Source organism: Pantoea sp. X-Soil-YNGN-844, assembly GCF_059730595.1.
Map to the genome: position 1 here is coordinate 3,817,571 of NZ_AP036007.1, position 17,450 is coordinate 3,835,020.

16 protein-coding genes and 1 riboswitch are annotated in these 17,450 nt (G+C 59.1%); of the genes, 8 read left to right on the forward strand and 8 right to left on the reverse strand.

The genetic code is table 11. The annotated features are described in order from the left end of the window. Window positions 1–80: 80 nt before the first annotated feature. The 3 genes from AC6I8C_RS17790 to AC6I8C_RS17800 form a co-directional block, all read right to left on the reverse strand. The gene (locus AC6I8C_RS17790; RefSeq protein WP_497823185.1) at window positions 81–1,247 is read right to left on the reverse strand and encodes an HD-GYP domain-containing protein; all 1,167 of its coding nucleotides are present in this window, start codon (window positions 1,245–1,247) and stop codon (window positions 81–83) included. A gap of 157 nt (window positions 1,248–1,404) precedes the next feature. Continuing rightward, on the reverse strand, window positions 1,405–2,361 hold the full coding sequence (locus tag AC6I8C_RS17795; protein ID WP_497823186.1) for a 2-hydroxyacid dehydrogenase: 957 nt from the start codon (window positions 2,359–2,361) through the stop codon (window positions 1,405–1,407). Next, the gene (locus tag AC6I8C_RS17800) at window positions 2,342–3,733 is read right to left on the reverse strand and encodes an MFS transporter (protein WP_110331033.1); all 1,392 of its coding nucleotides are present in this window, start codon (window positions 3,731–3,733) and stop codon (window positions 2,342–2,344) included. The genes AC6I8C_RS17795 and AC6I8C_RS17800 overlap by 20 nt, the downstream gene beginning before the upstream one ends. A gap of 422 nt (window positions 3,734–4,155) precedes the next feature. On the opposite strand from AC6I8C_RS17800, the gene AC6I8C_RS17805 reads away from it, so the two are divergent. Then, window positions 4,156–5,073 carry a sugar ABC transporter substrate-binding protein gene (locus AC6I8C_RS17805; RefSeq protein WP_497823187.1) on the forward strand — a complete coding sequence of 306 codons (918 nt, stop codon included), beginning with the start codon at window positions 4,156–4,158 and terminating at the stop codon, window positions 5,071–5,073. Window positions 5,074–5,108: 35 nt separating this feature from the next. Here the strand turns inward: AC6I8C_RS17805 and AC6I8C_RS17810 are convergent, their stop codons facing one another. Then, entirely contained in the window at window positions 5,109–5,609 is a 501-nt protein-coding gene (locus AC6I8C_RS17810) for a GNAT family N-acetyltransferase (protein ID WP_497823188.1), read from the reverse strand. A gap of 72 nt (window positions 5,610–5,681) precedes the next feature. Between AC6I8C_RS17810 and AC6I8C_RS17815 the strand changes: the two genes are divergently transcribed. Continuing rightward, a complete protein-coding gene (locus tag AC6I8C_RS17815; protein ID WP_497823189.1) occupies window positions 5,682–7,514 on the forward strand; it encodes an ABC transporter ATP-binding protein in 1,833 nt (610 codons plus the stop codon). Here the strand turns inward: AC6I8C_RS17815 and AC6I8C_RS17820 are convergent. Then, the gene (locus AC6I8C_RS17820; RefSeq protein WP_497823190.1) at window positions 7,511–8,635 is read right to left on the reverse strand and encodes a GNAT family N-acetyltransferase; all 1,125 of its coding nucleotides are present in this window, start codon (window positions 8,633–8,635) and stop codon (window positions 7,511–7,513) included. The genes AC6I8C_RS17815 and AC6I8C_RS17820 overlap by 4 nt on opposite strands. Window positions 8,636–8,776: 141 nt before the next feature. On the opposite strand from AC6I8C_RS17820, the gene AC6I8C_RS17825 reads away from it, so the two are divergent. The 3 genes from AC6I8C_RS17825 (at window position 8,777) to AC6I8C_RS17835 (ending at window position 11,339) form a co-directional block, all read left to right on the forward strand. Beyond that, window positions 8,777–9,682 carry a LysR family transcriptional regulator gene (locus tag AC6I8C_RS17825; protein WP_497823191.1) on the forward strand — a complete coding sequence of 302 codons (906 nt, stop codon included), beginning with the start codon at window positions 8,777–8,779 and terminating at the stop codon, window positions 9,680–9,682. 98 nt (window positions 9,683–9,780) lie between these two features. Beyond that, window positions 9,781–10,722, forward strand: a complete 942-nt coding sequence (locus AC6I8C_RS17830; protein ID WP_497823192.1) for a glutathione S-transferase family protein — start codon at window positions 9,781–9,783, stop codon at window positions 10,720–10,722. An 11-nt stretch (window positions 10,723–10,733) separates the two neighbouring features. Further along, the gene (locus tag AC6I8C_RS17835; protein ID WP_497823363.1) at window positions 10,734–11,339 is read left to right on the forward strand and encodes an alpha/beta hydrolase; all 606 of its coding nucleotides are present in this window, start codon (window positions 10,734–10,736) and stop codon (window positions 11,337–11,339) included. Here AC6I8C_RS17835 and AC6I8C_RS17840 read toward each other — a convergent pair. Then, on the reverse strand, window positions 11,336–12,151 hold the full coding sequence (locus AC6I8C_RS17840) for a sugar phosphate isomerase/epimerase family protein (RefSeq protein WP_497823193.1): 816 nt from the start codon (window positions 12,149–12,151) through the stop codon (window positions 11,336–11,338). The two genes, AC6I8C_RS17835 and AC6I8C_RS17840, sit on opposite strands and share 4 nt — an antisense overlap. A 121-nt stretch (window positions 12,152–12,272) precedes the next feature. Next, window positions 12,273–12,650: a fluoride efflux transporter CrcB gene (gene crcB, locus AC6I8C_RS17845; RefSeq protein ID WP_013359414.1), complete on the reverse strand. Its 378-nt coding sequence runs from the start codon at window positions 12,648–12,650 to the stop codon at window positions 12,273–12,275. 88 nt (window positions 12,651–12,738) lie between these two features. Beyond that, window positions 12,739–12,814, reverse strand: a riboswitch (Fluoride riboswitch). 105 nt (window positions 12,815–12,919) lie between these two features. On the opposite strand from crcB, the gene AC6I8C_RS17850 reads away from it, so the two are divergent. Then, the gene (locus AC6I8C_RS17850; protein WP_497823194.1) at window positions 12,920–13,840 is read left to right on the forward strand and encodes a nucleoside hydrolase; all 921 of its coding nucleotides are present in this window, start codon (window positions 12,920–12,922) and stop codon (window positions 13,838–13,840) included. Window positions 13,841–13,846: 6 nt separating this feature from the next. On the opposite strand, the gene AC6I8C_RS17855 is transcribed toward AC6I8C_RS17850, so the two are convergent. Then, complete coding sequence (locus AC6I8C_RS17855) at window positions 13,847–14,875, reverse strand: zinc-binding alcohol dehydrogenase family protein (protein WP_497823195.1); 1,029 nt, start codon at window positions 14,873–14,875, stop codon at window positions 13,847–13,849. 137 nt (window positions 14,876–15,012) lie between these two features. Here AC6I8C_RS17855 and AC6I8C_RS17860 point away from each other — a divergent pair, with 137 nt between their 5' ends. Both AC6I8C_RS17860 and AC6I8C_RS17865 read left to right on the forward strand, forming a co-directional pair. Further along, complete coding sequence (locus tag AC6I8C_RS17860; RefSeq protein ID WP_033784254.1) at window positions 15,013–15,915, forward strand: GntR family transcriptional regulator; 903 nt, start codon at window positions 15,013–15,015, stop codon at window positions 15,913–15,915. Window positions 15,916–16,085: 170 nt separating this feature from the next. After that, window positions 16,086–17,438 carry an MFS transporter gene (locus AC6I8C_RS17865; RefSeq protein ID WP_497823196.1) on the forward strand — a complete coding sequence of 451 codons (1,353 nt, stop codon included), beginning with the start codon at window positions 16,086–16,088 and terminating at the stop codon, window positions 17,436–17,438. Window positions 17,439–17,450: the final 12 nt, after the last annotated feature.

The window sequence follows — 17,450 nt, forward strand, 5'->3', positions numbered from 1 at the left end:
CTTAGCTTGCGCGGAGGCGTATAAAGAAGGGGTTAAAATGCAGCGGGCGGGCGTAAAAATAGTGTAAAAATGGCGAAAAATCAGGCGACTTCCAGCGCCCAGATACGATTGAGATCGACGTTACCCCATAGCGTACTGTCCTCTGCGCCCACAATGCTGTCGGTGCAGAAACTGTCGCCAAGGTCGAGCTCCTCCGGTTTTACTTCACGCTGAGCGTGCAGCGACCAGAAGACATGCACACAGGGACGCATCAGCGACTTTTCCCCCGCTTTCACCACCAGCGCCACCCGGCCGGAGGCCAGACGGACCAGCGAACCTACCGGATAGATGCCGATAGTGCGCACGAAGGTGTGCAGCAGGCCCGGATCGAAGTGGCCGCGCCAGCTCAGCATCTGGTGCATCGCCTCTGCCGGTGTCCAGCCGTTGCGATAGGAACGGGTTGAGGTGACTGCATCGTAGACATCACACACCGCCGCCATCCGGGCGTAGAACGAAATCGCTTCTCCTTTCAGGCGATGCGGGTAGCCGCTGCCATCATATTTTTCATGATGATGCAGGGTGATATCGAGCAGATCGTCATCGGCGTCGGCTTCTATCAGCATCTGCGCACCGACCACCGGATGCTCACGCATCACCCTGAACTCCTCTTCAGTCAGCTTGCCCGCTTTGTTCAGGATCGCCAGCGGCACGGCCGCTTTGCCGACATCATGCAGTAAACCGCCCATGCCCACCCGACGCAGCTGCTGCTCATCCAGCCCGAGTTTTTTACCCAGCGCAATCATCAGCCCGCAGACCGCCATGGAGTGCAGATAGGTGTAGTCATCATGATTTTTCAGCCGTGCCACGCTGAGCATCGCTGAGGGTTCACGCGTGATCGAGCCGGCGATTTCATCTACCAGATCCATCATATAATCGAGCTTCAGGCCGTTGCCCAGCCGCGCTTCGTTGAACATCGCCAGTACTTTCGGTTTGCCCTGCTGGAAGATCAGCTGTGCCTGGTCCAGCTCCTGAAAAAACGGGGTGCGGCCAATGGTTCTTTTCGCGATCGAGGTGGCAATCGGCGCCTGCACGGATCGATCGAGGTCGATCCAGAGCTGGCGGATCCCTTCACTGCGTAACGTGGCGATTTGTCGTGGATCGGTGATCAGCATCTGATTATGAATACGCTGGTCCTTAATCCACCAGACCTCCAGCTTGTGGATAAACATCCCTGGGCGCAGTTCATCAATGGTAATCAGCTTTATCACGCTATCACTCCTTACGATCAGCGGGTGGTAAGGTGATATCGGCAGCTGGACAAATATTCTTCAGGCTGTTTTGTGCGGAGGCGGCGTGCAGGCGAGTGGTCAGAGGAGAGGCCTCCTGCCTCACGCTCTGTCCATCATGGTTAAGTCATTGTTGCCGCTACACTACGCGGGTGAGCGCAGGCTCTCCACGGGCAATCGCCAGTATGTTCTCAAACACCAGGTCCGCCATCGCCGCCATGGTTTCGCGGGTGCTGCTGGCGATATGTGGCGTAATCACCACATTGTCGCGCTGGCGCAATTCGTCAGGGACATGCGGCTCCTGTTCAAACACATCCAGTCCGGCACCGGCGATCTGCCCGGTTTCCAATGCCGCCAACAGCGCCTGCTGATCCACCACGCTGCCGCGCGCGATGTTGATCAGATAACCCTGCGGGCCCAGCGCCCGCAGCACGTCTGCGTTAATGATATGCCGCGTTGCGGCCCCGCCTGGCAGCGTGAGCACCAGAAAATCGGCCTGCTGCGCCAGCGCCACCAGGCTCTCATGCCGGGTAAAGGGTACGTCGGGACGTGAACGCGGGTTGTAGTAGTGAATCTGCATATCAAACGCCTGCGCACGTCTGGCTACCGCCTGGCCGATATTGCCCAGCCCGACGATGCCGCACACCTTGCCGCCGATTTTGCTGCTCAGCGGAAAGCGACCCTGCGACCAGTGCCCGGCGCGCGTGAAGCGATCGGCCTCACTGATGCGGCGCGCCACATCCAGCAGCAGCGCCATGCCCAGGTCGGCAACGCAATCATTCAGCACCTCGGGCGTGTTAGTGACGACAATGCCGCGTAACCGGGCGGCTTCCGTATCAATGCTGTCATACCCGACGCCGATACTGCAGATCGCTTTCAGGTTGGGCAGCGCGGCGATCAGCGCGGCGGGTGCGCCCATTACCGCATTGCCGCTGGTAACCAGTATGTCGATATCTGCACCCTGTTCAGTCAGAAAGGCTGCCTCATCCTCCGCCTCCCACAGCCGGAAGGCGGTGAACGCGTTTTCGATATTCTCAATCAGCTCTGGTGGCAGAAATTTCCCTTTGATCAGCACATTACATTGCTTTAATGCCATCTTCTTTCTCCTGATGGTTATAGGCTGCCGGGCGATTGGTCTCTTCGCCGACGCGTTCAATCGGTCCCATCACCAGCAGGAACAGCAGCGCCGCGACCACGCAGTGTGCCGCCACAAATGCCAGCCCGATGCTGTAGCTGCCGGTCAGCCCGACGATGATGCCGAACAGCAGCGGCGTGGTGAAACCGGCAATATTGCCGATGCCGTTAAAAATGGACCCCGCCAGACCCACCGCCTCTTTGGGCGCGGTGTCGCTGATTACCGTCCAGGTGCCTGCGCCCGCCGCGATGCCTTTGCCGAAAAAGGCGAAGGACATAATGGCGATGATGCCGCCATTACCGGGAATAATCGCCGCCAGCACCAGGCTCGACGCCATCAGCATGCCGACGATGTAGGGGGTTTTACGCGCCCAGGAGACGCTCCAGCCCCGGGCGATTAACTTATCTGACAGGTAACCGCCGCTGATCCCGCCGAGAAAACCAAACACCGCCGGGGCGATGGTGGCGAATCCCGCCTCCATAATGTTCATGCCGCGTGCCTGCACCAGATAGATCGGGAACCAGGTAATGAAGAAGTAGCTGAGCGCGATGATGCAGTACTGACCAAGATAGGCGCACCAGAGCATGCGATTGGTAAACAGCTTTCTGAACATCGCTTTGCTGACCGGTGGCCGGGCCTTAAGGGTCTGCGCTGCATCGATATCCACCAGCGCGCCGCCATCAATGATGTGGCGCAGTTCACTTTCCGACACGCCGGGGTGATTACGCGGCTCGCGCATCCAGGCCGTCCAGACAAACACCGCCAGCAGGCCGATACCGCCCAGCACAAAGAATGGCCATTCCCAGCCAAAGCGCGACACCAGCCAGCCTGAAAGCGGCGAGAAGATGGCGACGGCAAAATATTGCGCCGAACTGAATAGCGATGACGCCCGTCCCCGCTCAGCGCCAGGGAACCACATAATCACCACGCGCGCATTGGCGGGAAAGCTGGGTGCCTCAATGAGTCCCAGCATAAAGCGCAGACCAAACATCAGCATCAGCGCGCCGGTCATACCGCTGGAGAATTCACCCACAAATCCCATCGCCAGTGTCGAGACAGACCAGAGCGCCAGCGTGATGCCATACACTTTTTTGGCCCCGAAGCGGTCAAGAAATAGTCCGCCGGGGATCTGGCCGATAACGTAGGCCCAGCTGAAAGCAGAGAGGATCAATCCGAGCTGGATCGCTGACAGGCCGAACTCCTCTTTGATCGCCGATCCGGAGATCGAGAGGATCGAACGGTCGGCGTAAGCCACGACTGACAAAAACAGGATCAGGCAGAGGATCCCGATGCGGACATGGGTGGTCCGTTGAGGTGTTGCATCTTTAGGCATGAGCTGAATTCCTTAAAAAGCGGCAGGTTGCGCCACGAGGTTTTTTTCAGGAATAACGCTGAGATTTCCCGCTTCTGGAAAAATATAGATAGGAGGCTAACCATCGGTCATTGTGCGGATGTAGAGATCGACGGGTCCGAATAAACGATTTTCTGGCAACCGCCACAACCGCCCGTGCGGCGCTGCACAAAAGCGCAAAAAGCTGCTGCTCTCTGCCGCAGAGTGTGCACCCGATCGGGGTTTTAACCGGCGCTGACAGCTATGACGCGACGAATTTGCAGCAAAGTGTGGCGACGCCAGCAAGAGTGAAACGGGCGGCTTGTCAAACCTGACGGCAATTTCTAAGCTGCAGATGATCCTATTTATCCATTTTTATAATAAATGAAAAATACATTCCATCCGGTTAACCTCGGGAGTCCGCAATGAAAACACGCGCATGGGCATTACTCTGTCTGCTCTCTCTTTCCACGTCGGCGCTGGCAGAGAAGATTGGCGTTTCGATGGCTTATTTCGACCAGAACTTCCTGACCATCATTCGCCAGTCGATTGAGAAAGAGGCGAAAGCGCGTCAGCTGGATGCGCAGTTCGAAGATGCGCGCGGCGACGTCGGCCGTCAGACCGATCAGGTACAGAGCTTTATCAGCGCCGGGGTGGATGCGATTATTGTCGATCCGGTCGACTCCGCCAGCACCCCAGCCCTGACGAAACTGGCGCAGCAGGCGCACATTCCGCTGGTCTACGTTAACCGCACGCCGGGCGATAAAACCCTGCCACCGGGCGTGGTGTTCGTCGGCTCTGACGAACGCGAATCGGGCACGTTGCAGATGGAGGCGCTGGCGAAGCAGGCCGGTTACCGTGGCAATGTCGCCATCATGATCGGTAACCTCAGCGATGCGGGCGCACTGCAGCGCACCCGGGATGTGGAGCAGGTAGTGGCAAAATATCCCGACATGAAAGTAGTGCTCAAGCAGACTGCCAACTATGCGCGCAATGAAGGCATGGATTTAATGCTCAACTGGCTGTCGAACGGGGAAGCGATTGATATTGTCGCCGCCAACAATGATGAGATGGCGATTGGCGCAACCATGGCAATTGCTCAGGCGAAGCCAAAGAAAACCATTCTGGTGGGCGGCATTGATGCCACACCGGATGGCCTGAAAGCGCTGGCGAGCGGCAGACTGGCGGTGACGGTGTTCCAGGATGCCGTGGGTCAGGGCAGGAAATCGGTTGAGGTGGCGCAGCAGATGATCAAAGGCCAGAAGGTGGATTCCCACCAGTGGATCCCGTTTGAGCTGGTGACGCAGCAGAACATGCAGCACTACAGCACTAAAAATCCGTAACGCAACACGGCGCGGCAGCACTGCCGCGCCGGTTATCACTCCCCGTTCAGCAGCTTCGCCATCATCACCACATCGCGCAGCTGACCGCCACGCAGGGCGGCCTGGCGTTTGACCCCTTCCCGCTCAAAGCCCAGCCGCTCATAAAGCCGCAGTGCCCGGTCGTTGTCGTGAAACACTTCCAGCTCCATACGGGTAATGCCCAGCCAGTTGCGGGAGTAGTCGAGCGCGGTGCGGATCAGGCGCTCACCAACGCCGCGACCGCCGAAATCGGGATGCACGCCCAGCCCAAAACTGATGCAGTGGCGGGTGCGCACCTTGTTATCCACAAACAGCGTCAGTTCGCCGGCCAGCACGCCGTCGATCTCGGCGACAAAGGCGATAAAGCCCTCGGCATCCATTCTGGCGATTTTTTTCTCCCAGGTGGCGACGCTGGGAAACGGCAGTTGCAGCGTCCAGGGATAGACGTCGGGATGACTGTAAAGCCGCTGATAAGCGGCAGCGTCCTGCGGTTCCCGTGCCCGAATTGTGATTTCCATATTTTCTCCTGTTAGCCGAATGGGGTTCATGCACTAAGCTGTAGCTCTTTACCGGACGGAAAGAGTATCGCTATGTTGTATCGTCGTTTTGAGCGTTTTATCAATATATTTCAGGACGCACCCACCGATTCGCCCCCCTCAACGGTCTGGTCGTTTTACCTCTACTACCTGCGCCAGGTCTGGCCCAGTTTTGCCGCGCTGCTGGTGGTCGGGCTGGCGTCAGCCCTGATTGAAGTGTCGCTGTTCAGCTATCTGAGCCGCATTATCGATATGGTCAATCACTCCACGCCCGCCACCCTGTTCCGGGATAACTGGCCGATACTGCTATGGATGGGCGCGGTGGCGCTGATTCTGCGGCCGGTTTTTATCGCCCTGCACGATATGCTGGTGCATCAGAGCATCAGCCCGAGCATGACCAGCATGATCCGCTGGCAGCATCACAACTACGTGCTGCGTCAGAGCCTTAACTTCTTCCAGAGCGATTTCGCCGGGCGTATTGCCCAGCGCATTATGCAGACCGGCAGTTCACTGCGTGACTCGGCGGTGCAGTTGGTGGACGCCATCTGGCACGTGCTGATCTACGCCGTCACCTCGCTGGTACTGTTTGCCGGTGCCGACTGGCGGCTGATGATCCCGCTGATTATCTGGATGGTGGCCTACAGCGCCTCGCTGCGTTTCTTTGTACCGCGTGTTAAAGCCCGTTCGGTGGTCTCCTCGGAAGCGCGATCAAAGCTGATGGGCACCATTGTTGACGGCTACACCAACATCGCCACCATCAAGCTGTTCGCCCACAGCGACCTGGAACGTCAGTACGCGCGTGAGGCGATTCAGGAGCAGACCGACAAAACCCAGCACGCCAGCCGCATGGTCACCAGCATGGATCTGACGCTGTCGGCGCTGAACGGCCTGCTGATTGTTTCAACATCCGGCCTGGCATTGTGGCTGTGGAGCCAGTCGCTGATCAGCGTCGGGGCGATTGCGCTGGCGACCGGGCTGGTGATCCGTCTGGTGAATATGTCCGGCTGGATCATGTGGGTGGTCAACGGCATCTTCGAAAACATCGGCATGGTGCAGGATGGCCTGAACACCATTGCGCAGCCGCTGAGCGTGCAGGATGCGCCGCAGGCGAAGCAGCTTAAGGTGACGCGTGGCAACATCCGCTTTGAAAATGTGCGCTTCGATTATGGCGGTGGCCGTCAGGTGATTAACGCTTTTAACCTCGACATCAGACCCGGTGAGAAGATTGGTCTGATTGGGCCTTCGGGTGCCGGTAAATCGACGCTGGTGAACCTGCTGCTGCGCCTCTATGACCTGAACGGTGGGCGGATTGTGATCGACGAACAGGATATTGCCGCCGTGACCCAGGAGAGCCTGCGCAGCCAGATTGGCATGATCACCCAGGACACCTCGCTGCTGCATCGCTCAATCCGTGAAAACCTGCTCTATGGCCGTCCTGACGCCACTGAAGAGGAGCTGCAACTGGCGATTAACCGCGCCCGCGCCGATGAGTTTATTCCACTGCTCTCCGACTCGCTGGGCCGCACCGGGCTGGACGCGCACGTGGGCGAGCGCGGCGTGAAGCTGTCGGGCGGTCAGCGTCAGCGTGTGGCGATTGCCCGCGTACTGCTGAAGGATGCGCCGGTTCTGATCATGGATGAGGCGACCTCAGCCCTCGACTCTGAAGTGGAAGCCGCCATTCAGGAGAGCCTGGAGTCCTTAATGCAGGGCAAAACCGTTATCGCCATTGCGCACCGCCTGTCGACCATTGCGAAGATGGATCGGCTGGTGGTGCTGGATAAAGGCGGCATTGCCGAAATGGGCAGCCATCAGGAGCTGCTGGCGCAGAACGGTCTTTATGCCCGACTGTGGCAGCATCAGACCGGCGGATTTGTCGGCGTCGATTAATCGCCGCGTCGATAGGGTAAGGCGTCGCGCGCTTCTTCCGCCCAGCCGCGTACGCCTTCCCGCTCCTGCACCAGAAAATCTGCCACGGCCTCGCGCAGGCCGGGATGCAGCAGATAGTGCCAGGAGTGGGTAATCTGCGGCTCAAAGCCGCGCACCAGCTTGTGCTCGCCCTGCGCCCCCGCATCAAACCGCGTCAGCCCTTCATCAATCGCTAAATCCATCCCCTGATAGAAACAGGTTTCGAAGTGCAGCCGGTCAAACTCCGCCAGACAGCCCCAGTAGCGGCCATAGAGCGTGTTGCTGTCGCGCAGATAAAAGGCCATCGCCGCCGGTTGCTGCTGCAGGCGGGCGATTACCACCACAATATTCTGCGGCATCCGCTCTGCCAGCAGGCTGAAGAAGTTGCGCGTCAGGTAGGGCCGCTGGCCGCGTACCGCGTAGGTGTTGGCGTAACAGGTGTAGACAAAATCCCACTGATCTTCACGCAGCTGGTCACCGCGATAGCGGTCAAACCCGAAGCCGCTCTGCGCCACCTGCTCGCGCTCTTTACGCAGCTGTTTGCGCTTGCGCGACATCAACGTGTCCAGGAAATCCTGAAAATCACGGTAGCCACGATTATGCCAGTGATACTGACAGCCGAGCCGGGAGAGCCAGTCGGGCTGATCGGCCAGCAGCAGGTTCGCCTGCGCATCGGTAAAGTTGATGTGCGCGCCGCTTAAGCCGTGCTGCAACAGGCTCTCCGGCAGGGCCGACAGCAGCTGTGCGGCGGCAGAGGCGTCACCCAGCAGGCGCGCGCCGCTGACCGGACTGAAGGGAATCGCCCCCAGCCATTTCGGGTAGTAGCGGATCCCGGCGCGCTGGCTGGCATCCGCCCAGGCGTGATCAAAAACATACTCGCCCTGTGAATGATATTTCTGGTAGCCCGGCAGCGCGGCGCGCGTCACGCCCTTTTCCCGCCACAGCAGATGATCAGGCTGCCAGCCCGATTCAGGCCGCACGCTGCCGCTCTTTTCTAAGGTGAGCAGAAAAGCGTGGCGCAAAAACGGCTGGTCATCAGGCAACAGCGCATCCCACTCGGCGGCCGGGATCGCCGCCAGTGACGTCAGGTGAATCAGCGACATGAATTACTCCAGAGAACGTCGGGCAGAGCGTCAGTCAAGCAGGTTTTCCCCGCCAGCGAAAGGGTTAAGGCACGCAATCTGAAGGCTGCAACGCCTGGCCGCAGCTTCTATACTGCGACTTTACCCTTTCAGGACTTCGCCATGGATCGACTCGATTGTGACCGGATGTTTGTCACGGTGCTGGAAACCGGCAGCTTTTCAGCGGCAGCGCTGCGTCTCGGTACCAGCAGCAGTCAGGCTTCTAAACTGGTTTCAAAGCTGGAGCAGCAGCTCGGCGTCCAGCTGTTTAAGCGTAGCACGCGCGCCCTCTCGCCCACCGACGTTGGCCGTAGTTATTATGAGCGGGTAAAAAACCTGCTCGATGCGTTTGAGACGCTGGATGCCAGCGTGCGTGAAAGCGCCACCACCCCCACCGGCAGGCTGAAAATCAGCGCGCCCGGCTCTTTTGGCACGGCGGTGCTTTCTCAGGTGCTGGTGGCGTTTGCCCGGCGCTATCCGCTGATTGAACTGGATGTCAGCTTTTCCGACCGGGCCGTGAACATCGTCGATGAGGGATTTGATATGGCGATCCGCATCGGCAACCTCAGCGACAGCAGTCTGGTGGCGCGCAAGCTGGGCGAAGTGCATGTTCGCATTGCTGCGTCACCGATCTATCTTGAACAGTTCGGTACACCACAGCACTGGCGGGACATGGCGCAGCATCAGTGCATTATCGATACCAATTTCCGCGATCCCTGGCACTGGCCGTTTGTCAGCGGTGACGGCTGCAACGAGATTGTCACCGTGCCGGTCCGGGGCCGTCTGCGATTTGCCAACACTGAAGCCTGTCTGCAGGCAGCGATGGCCGGATTAGGCATTGCGCGCCTGCCCGGTTTCATCGCCGCTCCCGCGCTGCAACAGGGTGATATTGTCCGGCTGCTGGATAACTTCGACACGCCGCCGCTGGGCCTGTTTGTGGTCTATCCGCCCGCCCGTCATCTGGCGCATCGCGCGCGCCTGCTCATCGACTTTCTGGTGACCCACTTTACCCACTTTCCGCCCGCGTGATTTCTTCCATAATGGAAGAAATGATTATCTTTATGACCGGATTATCAGCCGTTTAGTCATCAGTTAAGCTGCTTCTCAAAACAGAGAGGAGTCGCGCGATGTTAGTAGAAGGCAAATGGAGTAGTGACTGGCATCCGGTGCAGGCTACCGATAAACAGGGCGGCTTCGTCCGTCAGACGTCCGGCTTCCGGGATTTTATCAGCAGCGATGGCTCCACGGCATTCGCCGCCGAGCCCGATCGCTACCACCTCTATGTGGCCCTGATTTGTCCGTGGGCGTCACGTGCGCTGATCGCCCGTAAGCTCAAGGGGCTGGAATCGCTGATCGGCGTGACGGTGGTCGAGCCGCAGCTTGGCGCTCAGGGCTGGCGCTTCGGCAACTTTCCCGGCGCGCAGCCGGACCCGCTGAATAACGCGCAATACCTGCATGAAATTTACACCCGCGTCGCGCCCGACTACACCGGGCGGGCCACTGTGCCGGTGCTGTGGGACAGGAAAACTGCCACCATCGTCAGCAACGAGTCTGCGGACATTGTGCGGATGTTTAACAGCGGCTTTGGCGATCTGGCCGATAACCGCATCGATCTTTACCCTGCCGCGCTGCGTGCGGAGATTGATGCGCTGAATGAGAGCCTCTATCCGCGTCTGAATAACGGTGTTTATCGCGCGGGCTTCGCCACCACCTCCGTCAGCTATCATCAGGCGTTTAATGACGTTTTCAGCCAGCTCGATGAACTGGAGGCGCTGCTCAGCGATGGTCGTACCTTCCTGCTGGGTGAACGGCTGACGGAAACCGACATCCGGCTGTTTGTGACCCTGATTCGCTTTGACGTCGCCTATCATGGCCTGTTCAAATGCAACCTGCGCCGGATCCGCGACTATACGTTGCTGAACCGCTATCTTAAGAGCATGTTGTCAGTCTCTGGCGTACGTGAAACGGTCAACATTGATCATATCAAACAGGGTTACTACTCGATCAAGGCGCTGAACCCGAACGGCATCGTTCCGGCGGGTCCTGATCTGAGTGAATACGGTTTATAAAAGGAGCAATGATGGCAAAAGCACTGGTGATTTTTCTGCATGGCGTGGGCAGTAACGGCGACGATCTGGCACCGATTGGCCGTCACTGGGCGACGCTGTTGCCGGATGTGGTTTTTGCCGCGCCCAATGCACCTGAACGTTTTCCCGCCGGTTTTGGCTGGCAGTGGTTCAGCCTGACAGACGTAACACCAGAAAACCGGCCAGGTCGGGTTCGGGCGGCACGGGCCGCGTTTGATGCCACCCTCAATGAAATTGTCATGCAGCACGGCTTTGCCGACCGCTGGCAGGATGTGGTGCTGGTGGGCTTCTCTCAGGGGTCGATCATGGCGCTGGATGCGCTGGCGTCTGGCCGTTATCCGCTGGCGGGCGTGGTCGCCTTTTCCGGTCGTCTGGCGGTCGACGGTGAATTAACGCCGCAGGCTCATGTGCCCGCACTGCTGATCCACGGTCAGGCCGATGAAGTCATCCCGTGGCAGGAGAGCGAATCTGCGGCGGCCCGGCTGCGAGCCGCGGCGGTGCCGGTTGACGCGCGCTTTGAACCCGCCACCGGCCACACCATTTCCGCTCAGGGTGCCATGCACGCCGCCGCGTTTATCGGGCAGTGCTTACAGGATTAACCCCAGCAGCGCGTTAACGCCTGCCAGGCATGGCGGGCAGCCACGTCGGGCGGCAGGCGTTTCAGCGCATCATTAAAGACTTCAATCCCCACCGGCCCCTGATAGCCCGCGCTTTTGAGCTTATCGACAAAGCGCTTAACGTCGATAATCCCATCGCCGGGCAGCAGACGCTGGTGCTTCGCCATCGCCATCAGGCTCTGCTTATCCTGCGCGGGAACGGCGGCCATATCACACAGCTGCACTTCATAGATGCGATCGGCGGGAATGCCGTCCAGATGGGAGGCGTCACCACCCAGCGCGCAGATGTGGAACAGATCGACCACCAGCCCGATATTGGGCTGATCGAGCCGCTGCAATCGCTGCCACGCCAGCGGCAGCGTGTTATCTACGCTGCACCAGGCCATCGGCTCATACATAATGCGCATGTTGTAGCGCGCGGCTTCAGAGGCCATCCAGCGCAGGTCATCATCAATCTGGTCGGCACAGCAATCCTCACGGGTGCTGGCCGGTGCCTGAATGGTGTCACAGCCCAGCGCCTGGGCAATCTGTATAAACTGACGCAGCTCTTCGCGCTTCTGAGATCGCAACGCACTGGGTGCGCCGGTGAAATCACGCAGTACCTGCAGATTGGTAAAGCCAGGTCCCTGTCGTGCGCTGATCTCAGCCAGTGCCGCTGCACCGCCTTCACAGGCTTCAACATCCTCGCGCCAGATCTCGACCTGATCAAAACCGGCGTCACGCGCCGCCTGGAGCTTCTGGCCGGGTTCACCGTTTAACAACACCAGGTTAAGGAAGGTGGGATGGGTTCGCATTGCTCGGCTCCTTAATCGTCCGGAATAATCGGTGAGGGTCAGCGTCAGCGCCACGCATTATCCGATGCACAGCGCTGACGCCCGAAATCAGTATCTCTTGAGCGGTATGGCGCGTACCGGGTCAGCCCAGCAGCGTGACCAGTGCGAAACCGGCAAACGCCATCAGCAGCGAGCCAATTACATGCACCAGTGCGCTGGCCATCGCCCAGAAATACTTCCCTGATTGTAGCAACACCATTAATTCTGCCGTGAAAGAGGAGAAAGTCGTCAGCCCGCCGCAGAGTCCGGTGACGATTAACAGTTTCCAGATCGGGTCGATGTCGGGATGGCGGACAAACCAGGCCATCGCCCCGCCGATCACCAGACCGCCGATCAGATTCACCAGCAGCGTGCCGGGCGGCAGGTTGGGAAAGAGTGCATTAAAACGCATCGCGAACAGCCAGCGCAGTACGCAGCCGGCAGAACCGCCGATCACCACAGCCAGTAAGGGTTTAAACATGTCTTGCTCCTGATTACAGAGTAATGCCGGGCTGAGGAGGAGAGGCAGAGATAAACTGCGCCTGACACCTCAGCTCCCGCGAAAGGATTGAGTGTCAGGCGTCATCAGCCGGTGTTAAGCCCACCGGCGGTTGGGAAAGGTGGCACGCCATCACCTTGAGCCGGTGATAATACGACGCCCGTTCCAGGCTGGCAATACGGCTGAATCGCTTGACGCCCTGCCAGCTGGCGGGGTAATGCTGAAGGTTTACAGCCTGTTGCGGAGAGCCTATGCGTACCCTGATTTTTGATACTGATATCGGCGTGGATGACGCCTTTGCGCTGGCTTATGCGGCGCGGACGCAGCATCTGCTGGGGATTACCACTGTTTTTGGCAACGTGGCGGTGGGTCAGGCAGTGAAAAATGCCCGGCTATTCTGCGACAAAATGGCGATTAACGTGGAGGTCTGGCGCGGCTGTTCACGGCCGCTGGCGCTGGCCCCCTCTGCGCCCGCCAGGCTGCACGGGGAAGATGGGCTGGGGGATGCGTTTGATAATGCTTTTAGCGATCAGGCACCGGGCGCGGTGCAGTTTATTATCGACAGCGTGCGGGCGCAGCCGCATCAGATCACCCTGGTGGCGATTGGTCCGCTGACCAATATCGCCACAGCCATTAATCAGGCGCCGGATATTATTCCGCTGGTGAAAGAGCTGGTGATCATGGGCGGCGCGTTTGGCACCGACGGCCATAGCGGCAACGTGACGCCTTTCAGCGAATTCAATATCTGGAAAGATCCGCACGCCGCCGATCAGGTGCTCGCGTCAGCGCTGAACGTGGTAGTGATCCCGTTGGATGTCACGCACAAGGTGCTGATCAGCGGCGATGAGGTGCAGCGTCTGAACCAGCCGGTGCTGAGCGCTATCTGTCGCCCTTACCTGGCTTACAGTCTGGAGAAAGAGGGATTCGACGGTATGGCGCTGCACGACACCCTGGCGGTGGCGTGGCTGACGCTGCCGCAGGCCTTTGCGCTCACCGAAAGCCCGCTGCGGGTGATTACCGAGGGCATCGCCTGCGGTCAGACGGTGCGTAAGCTCAGCGCGCTGGCATCACGAGCCGATCCGTTTGCCGGTCTGCCCGCCCAGCGCATCGCGCTCGGCGTGGATGCCGACGCGGTGCGGGCGCACTTCTTTGAGACCCTCACCGCGCCCTGAATCACGTTACCTGTCGAAGTGAATGACGCCTTTGATCAGTTCGCGATTGTTAATGACCTGCGCCTCAAAGGTTTCATCCAGCGTGGAGAAAGCCAGATGGTGATTCAGCATCATGTCGGCGCGCAGCTGGCCGCTGGCCATTAACGCACGCACCCGATCAAAGTCTTCGCGGGTGGCGTTGCGGCTGCCCATCAGCGTGGCCTCTTTTTTGTGGAATTCACTGTCCGGGATGACCAGATCGCCTTTGTGCAGACCGACATAGACGATGGTGCCGCCGTGCCGCATCAGGTTGACCGCATTATTCATCGCCGCCGGATTGCCGGTGGCGTCGATCACTTTCAGCGCCAGACGACCACCAAACTGCTCGCGCAACGCACTATCGAACGCTTCATCAGCCGGATTCAGGGCCGCCAGACCGAGCTGGTCAGCGACATGCTGGCGACGAAATTCGCTGGTATCCGCGACGACCACCTGTGCGCCGCTGGCAGCGGCAATGGCGGCGACACCCAGCCCAATCGGTCCGGCACCCACCACCAGCACCTGCTCATCCGCCCCAATTCCGGCACGCCGCACCGCATGGGCGCTAATGGCAAACGGCTCAATCAGCGCGGCCGCTTCCGGTGCGACCTCATCCACCGCCAGCAGGGTGCTGACCGGCACGCTCAGGTAGTCGCAGAAACCGCCATCCTGATGCACGCCAATCACCGAGATCCGCTCACAGCAGTTGGTTTTTCCGCTCTGGCAGGCGTCGCAGCGCAGGCAGGAGATGTAGGGCATGAGTGCCACCCGCTGGCCTGGCTGAAAGCCTTCCACGCCACTGCCCAGCGCCACTACTTCCGCACAGATTTCATGGCCCAGCACCCGGGGATAGCTGAAGAACGGCTGATTGCCGGACCAGGCGTGGATGTCAGTGCCGCAGATCCCGGCAGTCAGGATTTTTATCAGTGCCTCGCCCGCGGCAGGCGTAGGGGTGTCGCGGGTGGCCCAGACCATCTTACGTGGTTCAGCGATGACCAGTGCTTTCATTGTTGTCATGGTGATTCTCCGGTTGTCCTGCTGGCAGTTATGGCGAATCCTGCTCGTCGCGCGGCGTTCGCTTGCGGGAAGTGTGAAGCACGGCGATTTTTTTGGGCTTTGAATGGTTTTTAATGCATAAAAAACCGGAGAGTGAGATGAGCCGCAGCCAGAATTTGCGTCAGAACGTGATCAACCAGATGCTGGAAAGTATTGCTCAGCGTCACATCTGTTCACCCCTGCCGCCGCAGGCCGCGCTGGCCGAGATGTTCAATATCAGCCGGACCACGGTGCGTCATACCCTGCACTATCTGCATCAGTGCGGCGTGCTGGATAAAGTCGATCAGACTTACGTTATCGTGCGCGATCCGCGTGAAGATGACGGCTTTAGCGCCTTAACGCCGCCGATTGAGCAGCAGGCCAGCCACTTTGAGCAGATGTTTTTTAATATGATTAATCAGCGGCAGCTGGTGCCGGGCGACACCTTCAGCGAGCTGCAACTGGCGCAGCAGGTGAAGGTCAGTCCGGTAGTGGTACGCGAGTTTCTGCTGCGCTTTATGCGCTATGACCTGCTGGAGCCGGTGAAACGTGGTCAGTGGCGGATGAAGAAGTTCACGCAGGATTACGCCGAGAAGCTGTTTGAGCTGCGCGAGATGCTGGAAACCCACGCCCTGAGCCGCTTCCTCAATCTGCCCGCCAGCGATGAGCGCTGGGTTCAGGCGCGGGATCTACTGGATCGTCACCGATCGATGCGCGACACCATCGCCAGCAACTATCGCCACTTTGCCGCGCTGGACCGCCAGATGCATTCGCTGATTTTATCCGCCGCTAACAATCCGTTTTTCAATCAGTCGCTGGAGATTATCTCGGTGATTTTTCATTCGCATTATCAGTGGGATGAAAGCGATCTCAAGCAGCGCAACATTGTGGCGCTGGAGGAGCATATGGCGATTCTCACCGCGCTGATTGGCCGTCAGGATATCGACGCGCTCTGCGCCCTGCATAACCATCTGGCGACCGCCAAAACCTCGATGGTGCGCTCAATCGGTCAGTACAATTAAAAACCGATTAAAAACCACAAAGCATTAGCTCCCGCACGATTCAGAAACATCTTTGCAACATTCTTAACTCTTTGCTCTTAGTCTCGACTGCAACGTCACGGCGGCCTTTTGCCGCTGCGCGCAGACCCCTTCTCACCATAACGATAAGTACCCAGTTTCGGGAGAGTGCAATGGAAAAGACTTCAGTAACCGGCCGCGACAGCGTGACCGGCGACACGCCACCAGGCCAGGATTTCGTGCCGATGCGCAGCGACGTGGTGCGTTCACCGCGCATCCGCAAAGTGCAGATCACGGCAATGTTGCTGCTGCTGTTCGCCGCCATCATCAACTATCTGGATCGCAGCTCGCTGTCGGTGGCGAATATGACCATCCGCGAGGAGATGGGGCTGAGCGCCACCGAAATCGGCCTCCTGCTCTCTGCTTTTTCGCTGGCATATGGCCTGGCGCAGCTGCCGTGCGGTGCGCTGCTGGATCGTAAAGGCCCGCGCATTATGCTCGGTATCGGCATGTTTATCTGGTCGCTGTTCCAGGCGGCCTCTGGTCTGGTGCATAACTTTACCCAGTTCGTGCTGGTGCGCATCGGTCTCGGCATTGGCGAAGCGCCGATGAACCCGTGCGGCGTGAAAGTCATCAACGACTGGTTCAACATTAAAGATCGCGGCATGCCGATGGGGATGTTCAATGCGGCGTCGATGATTGGGCTATCAGTGGCCCCGCCGATTCTGGCGGCGATGATGCTGGTGATGGGCTGGCGCGGCATGTTTGTCACCATCGGTATCCTCGGCATGTTCCTCGCGATCGGCTGGTATATGATTTACCGCGACCGCGATAACAACACCCTGAGCGCTGAAGAGATCCACTATCTGCAGGCGGGCAGCGTGGCGTCACGTAAAGAGCCGATCAGCTTCAGAGAGTGGCGCGGCCTGTTTAAGCAGCGCACCATGTGGGGCATGATGATTGGCTTCAGCGGCATCAACTACACTGCGTGGCTCTACATCGCCTGGCTGCCGGGCTACCTGCAGTCGACCTATCATCTCGACCTGAAAAGTACCGGCCTGCTGGCGGCGATTCCATTCCTGTTTGGTGCGGCGGGCATGCTGCTGAATGGCTATGTGGTCGACTCGCTGGTGCGTCGCGGCTTTAACGCGGTGAAAACCCGCAAAGTCTGCATCGTCAGCGGGATGCTGCTGTCCGCCGGGTTTACTGCGGTAGTGACCCGCGCGACCGATACCACCAGCGCCGTGACGCTGATTGGGATGGCGCTGTTCTGCATCCACTTTGCCGGCACCTCGTGCTGGGGACTGATCCACGCCAACGTCACCGCCCGCATGACCGCCTCGGTCGGCAGCATCCAGAACTTCGCCAGCTTTATCTTCGCCTCGTTCGCGCCCGTCATCACCGGCTGGGTGCTCGACACCACCAAATCGTTCAGCCTGGCGCTGATGATTTGCGCCTGTGTGACGCTGGCTGGCGCACTCGCCTACCTGCTGCTGGTGCGCCAGCCGATTACCGACGGCGAATAATCACCGCTGACG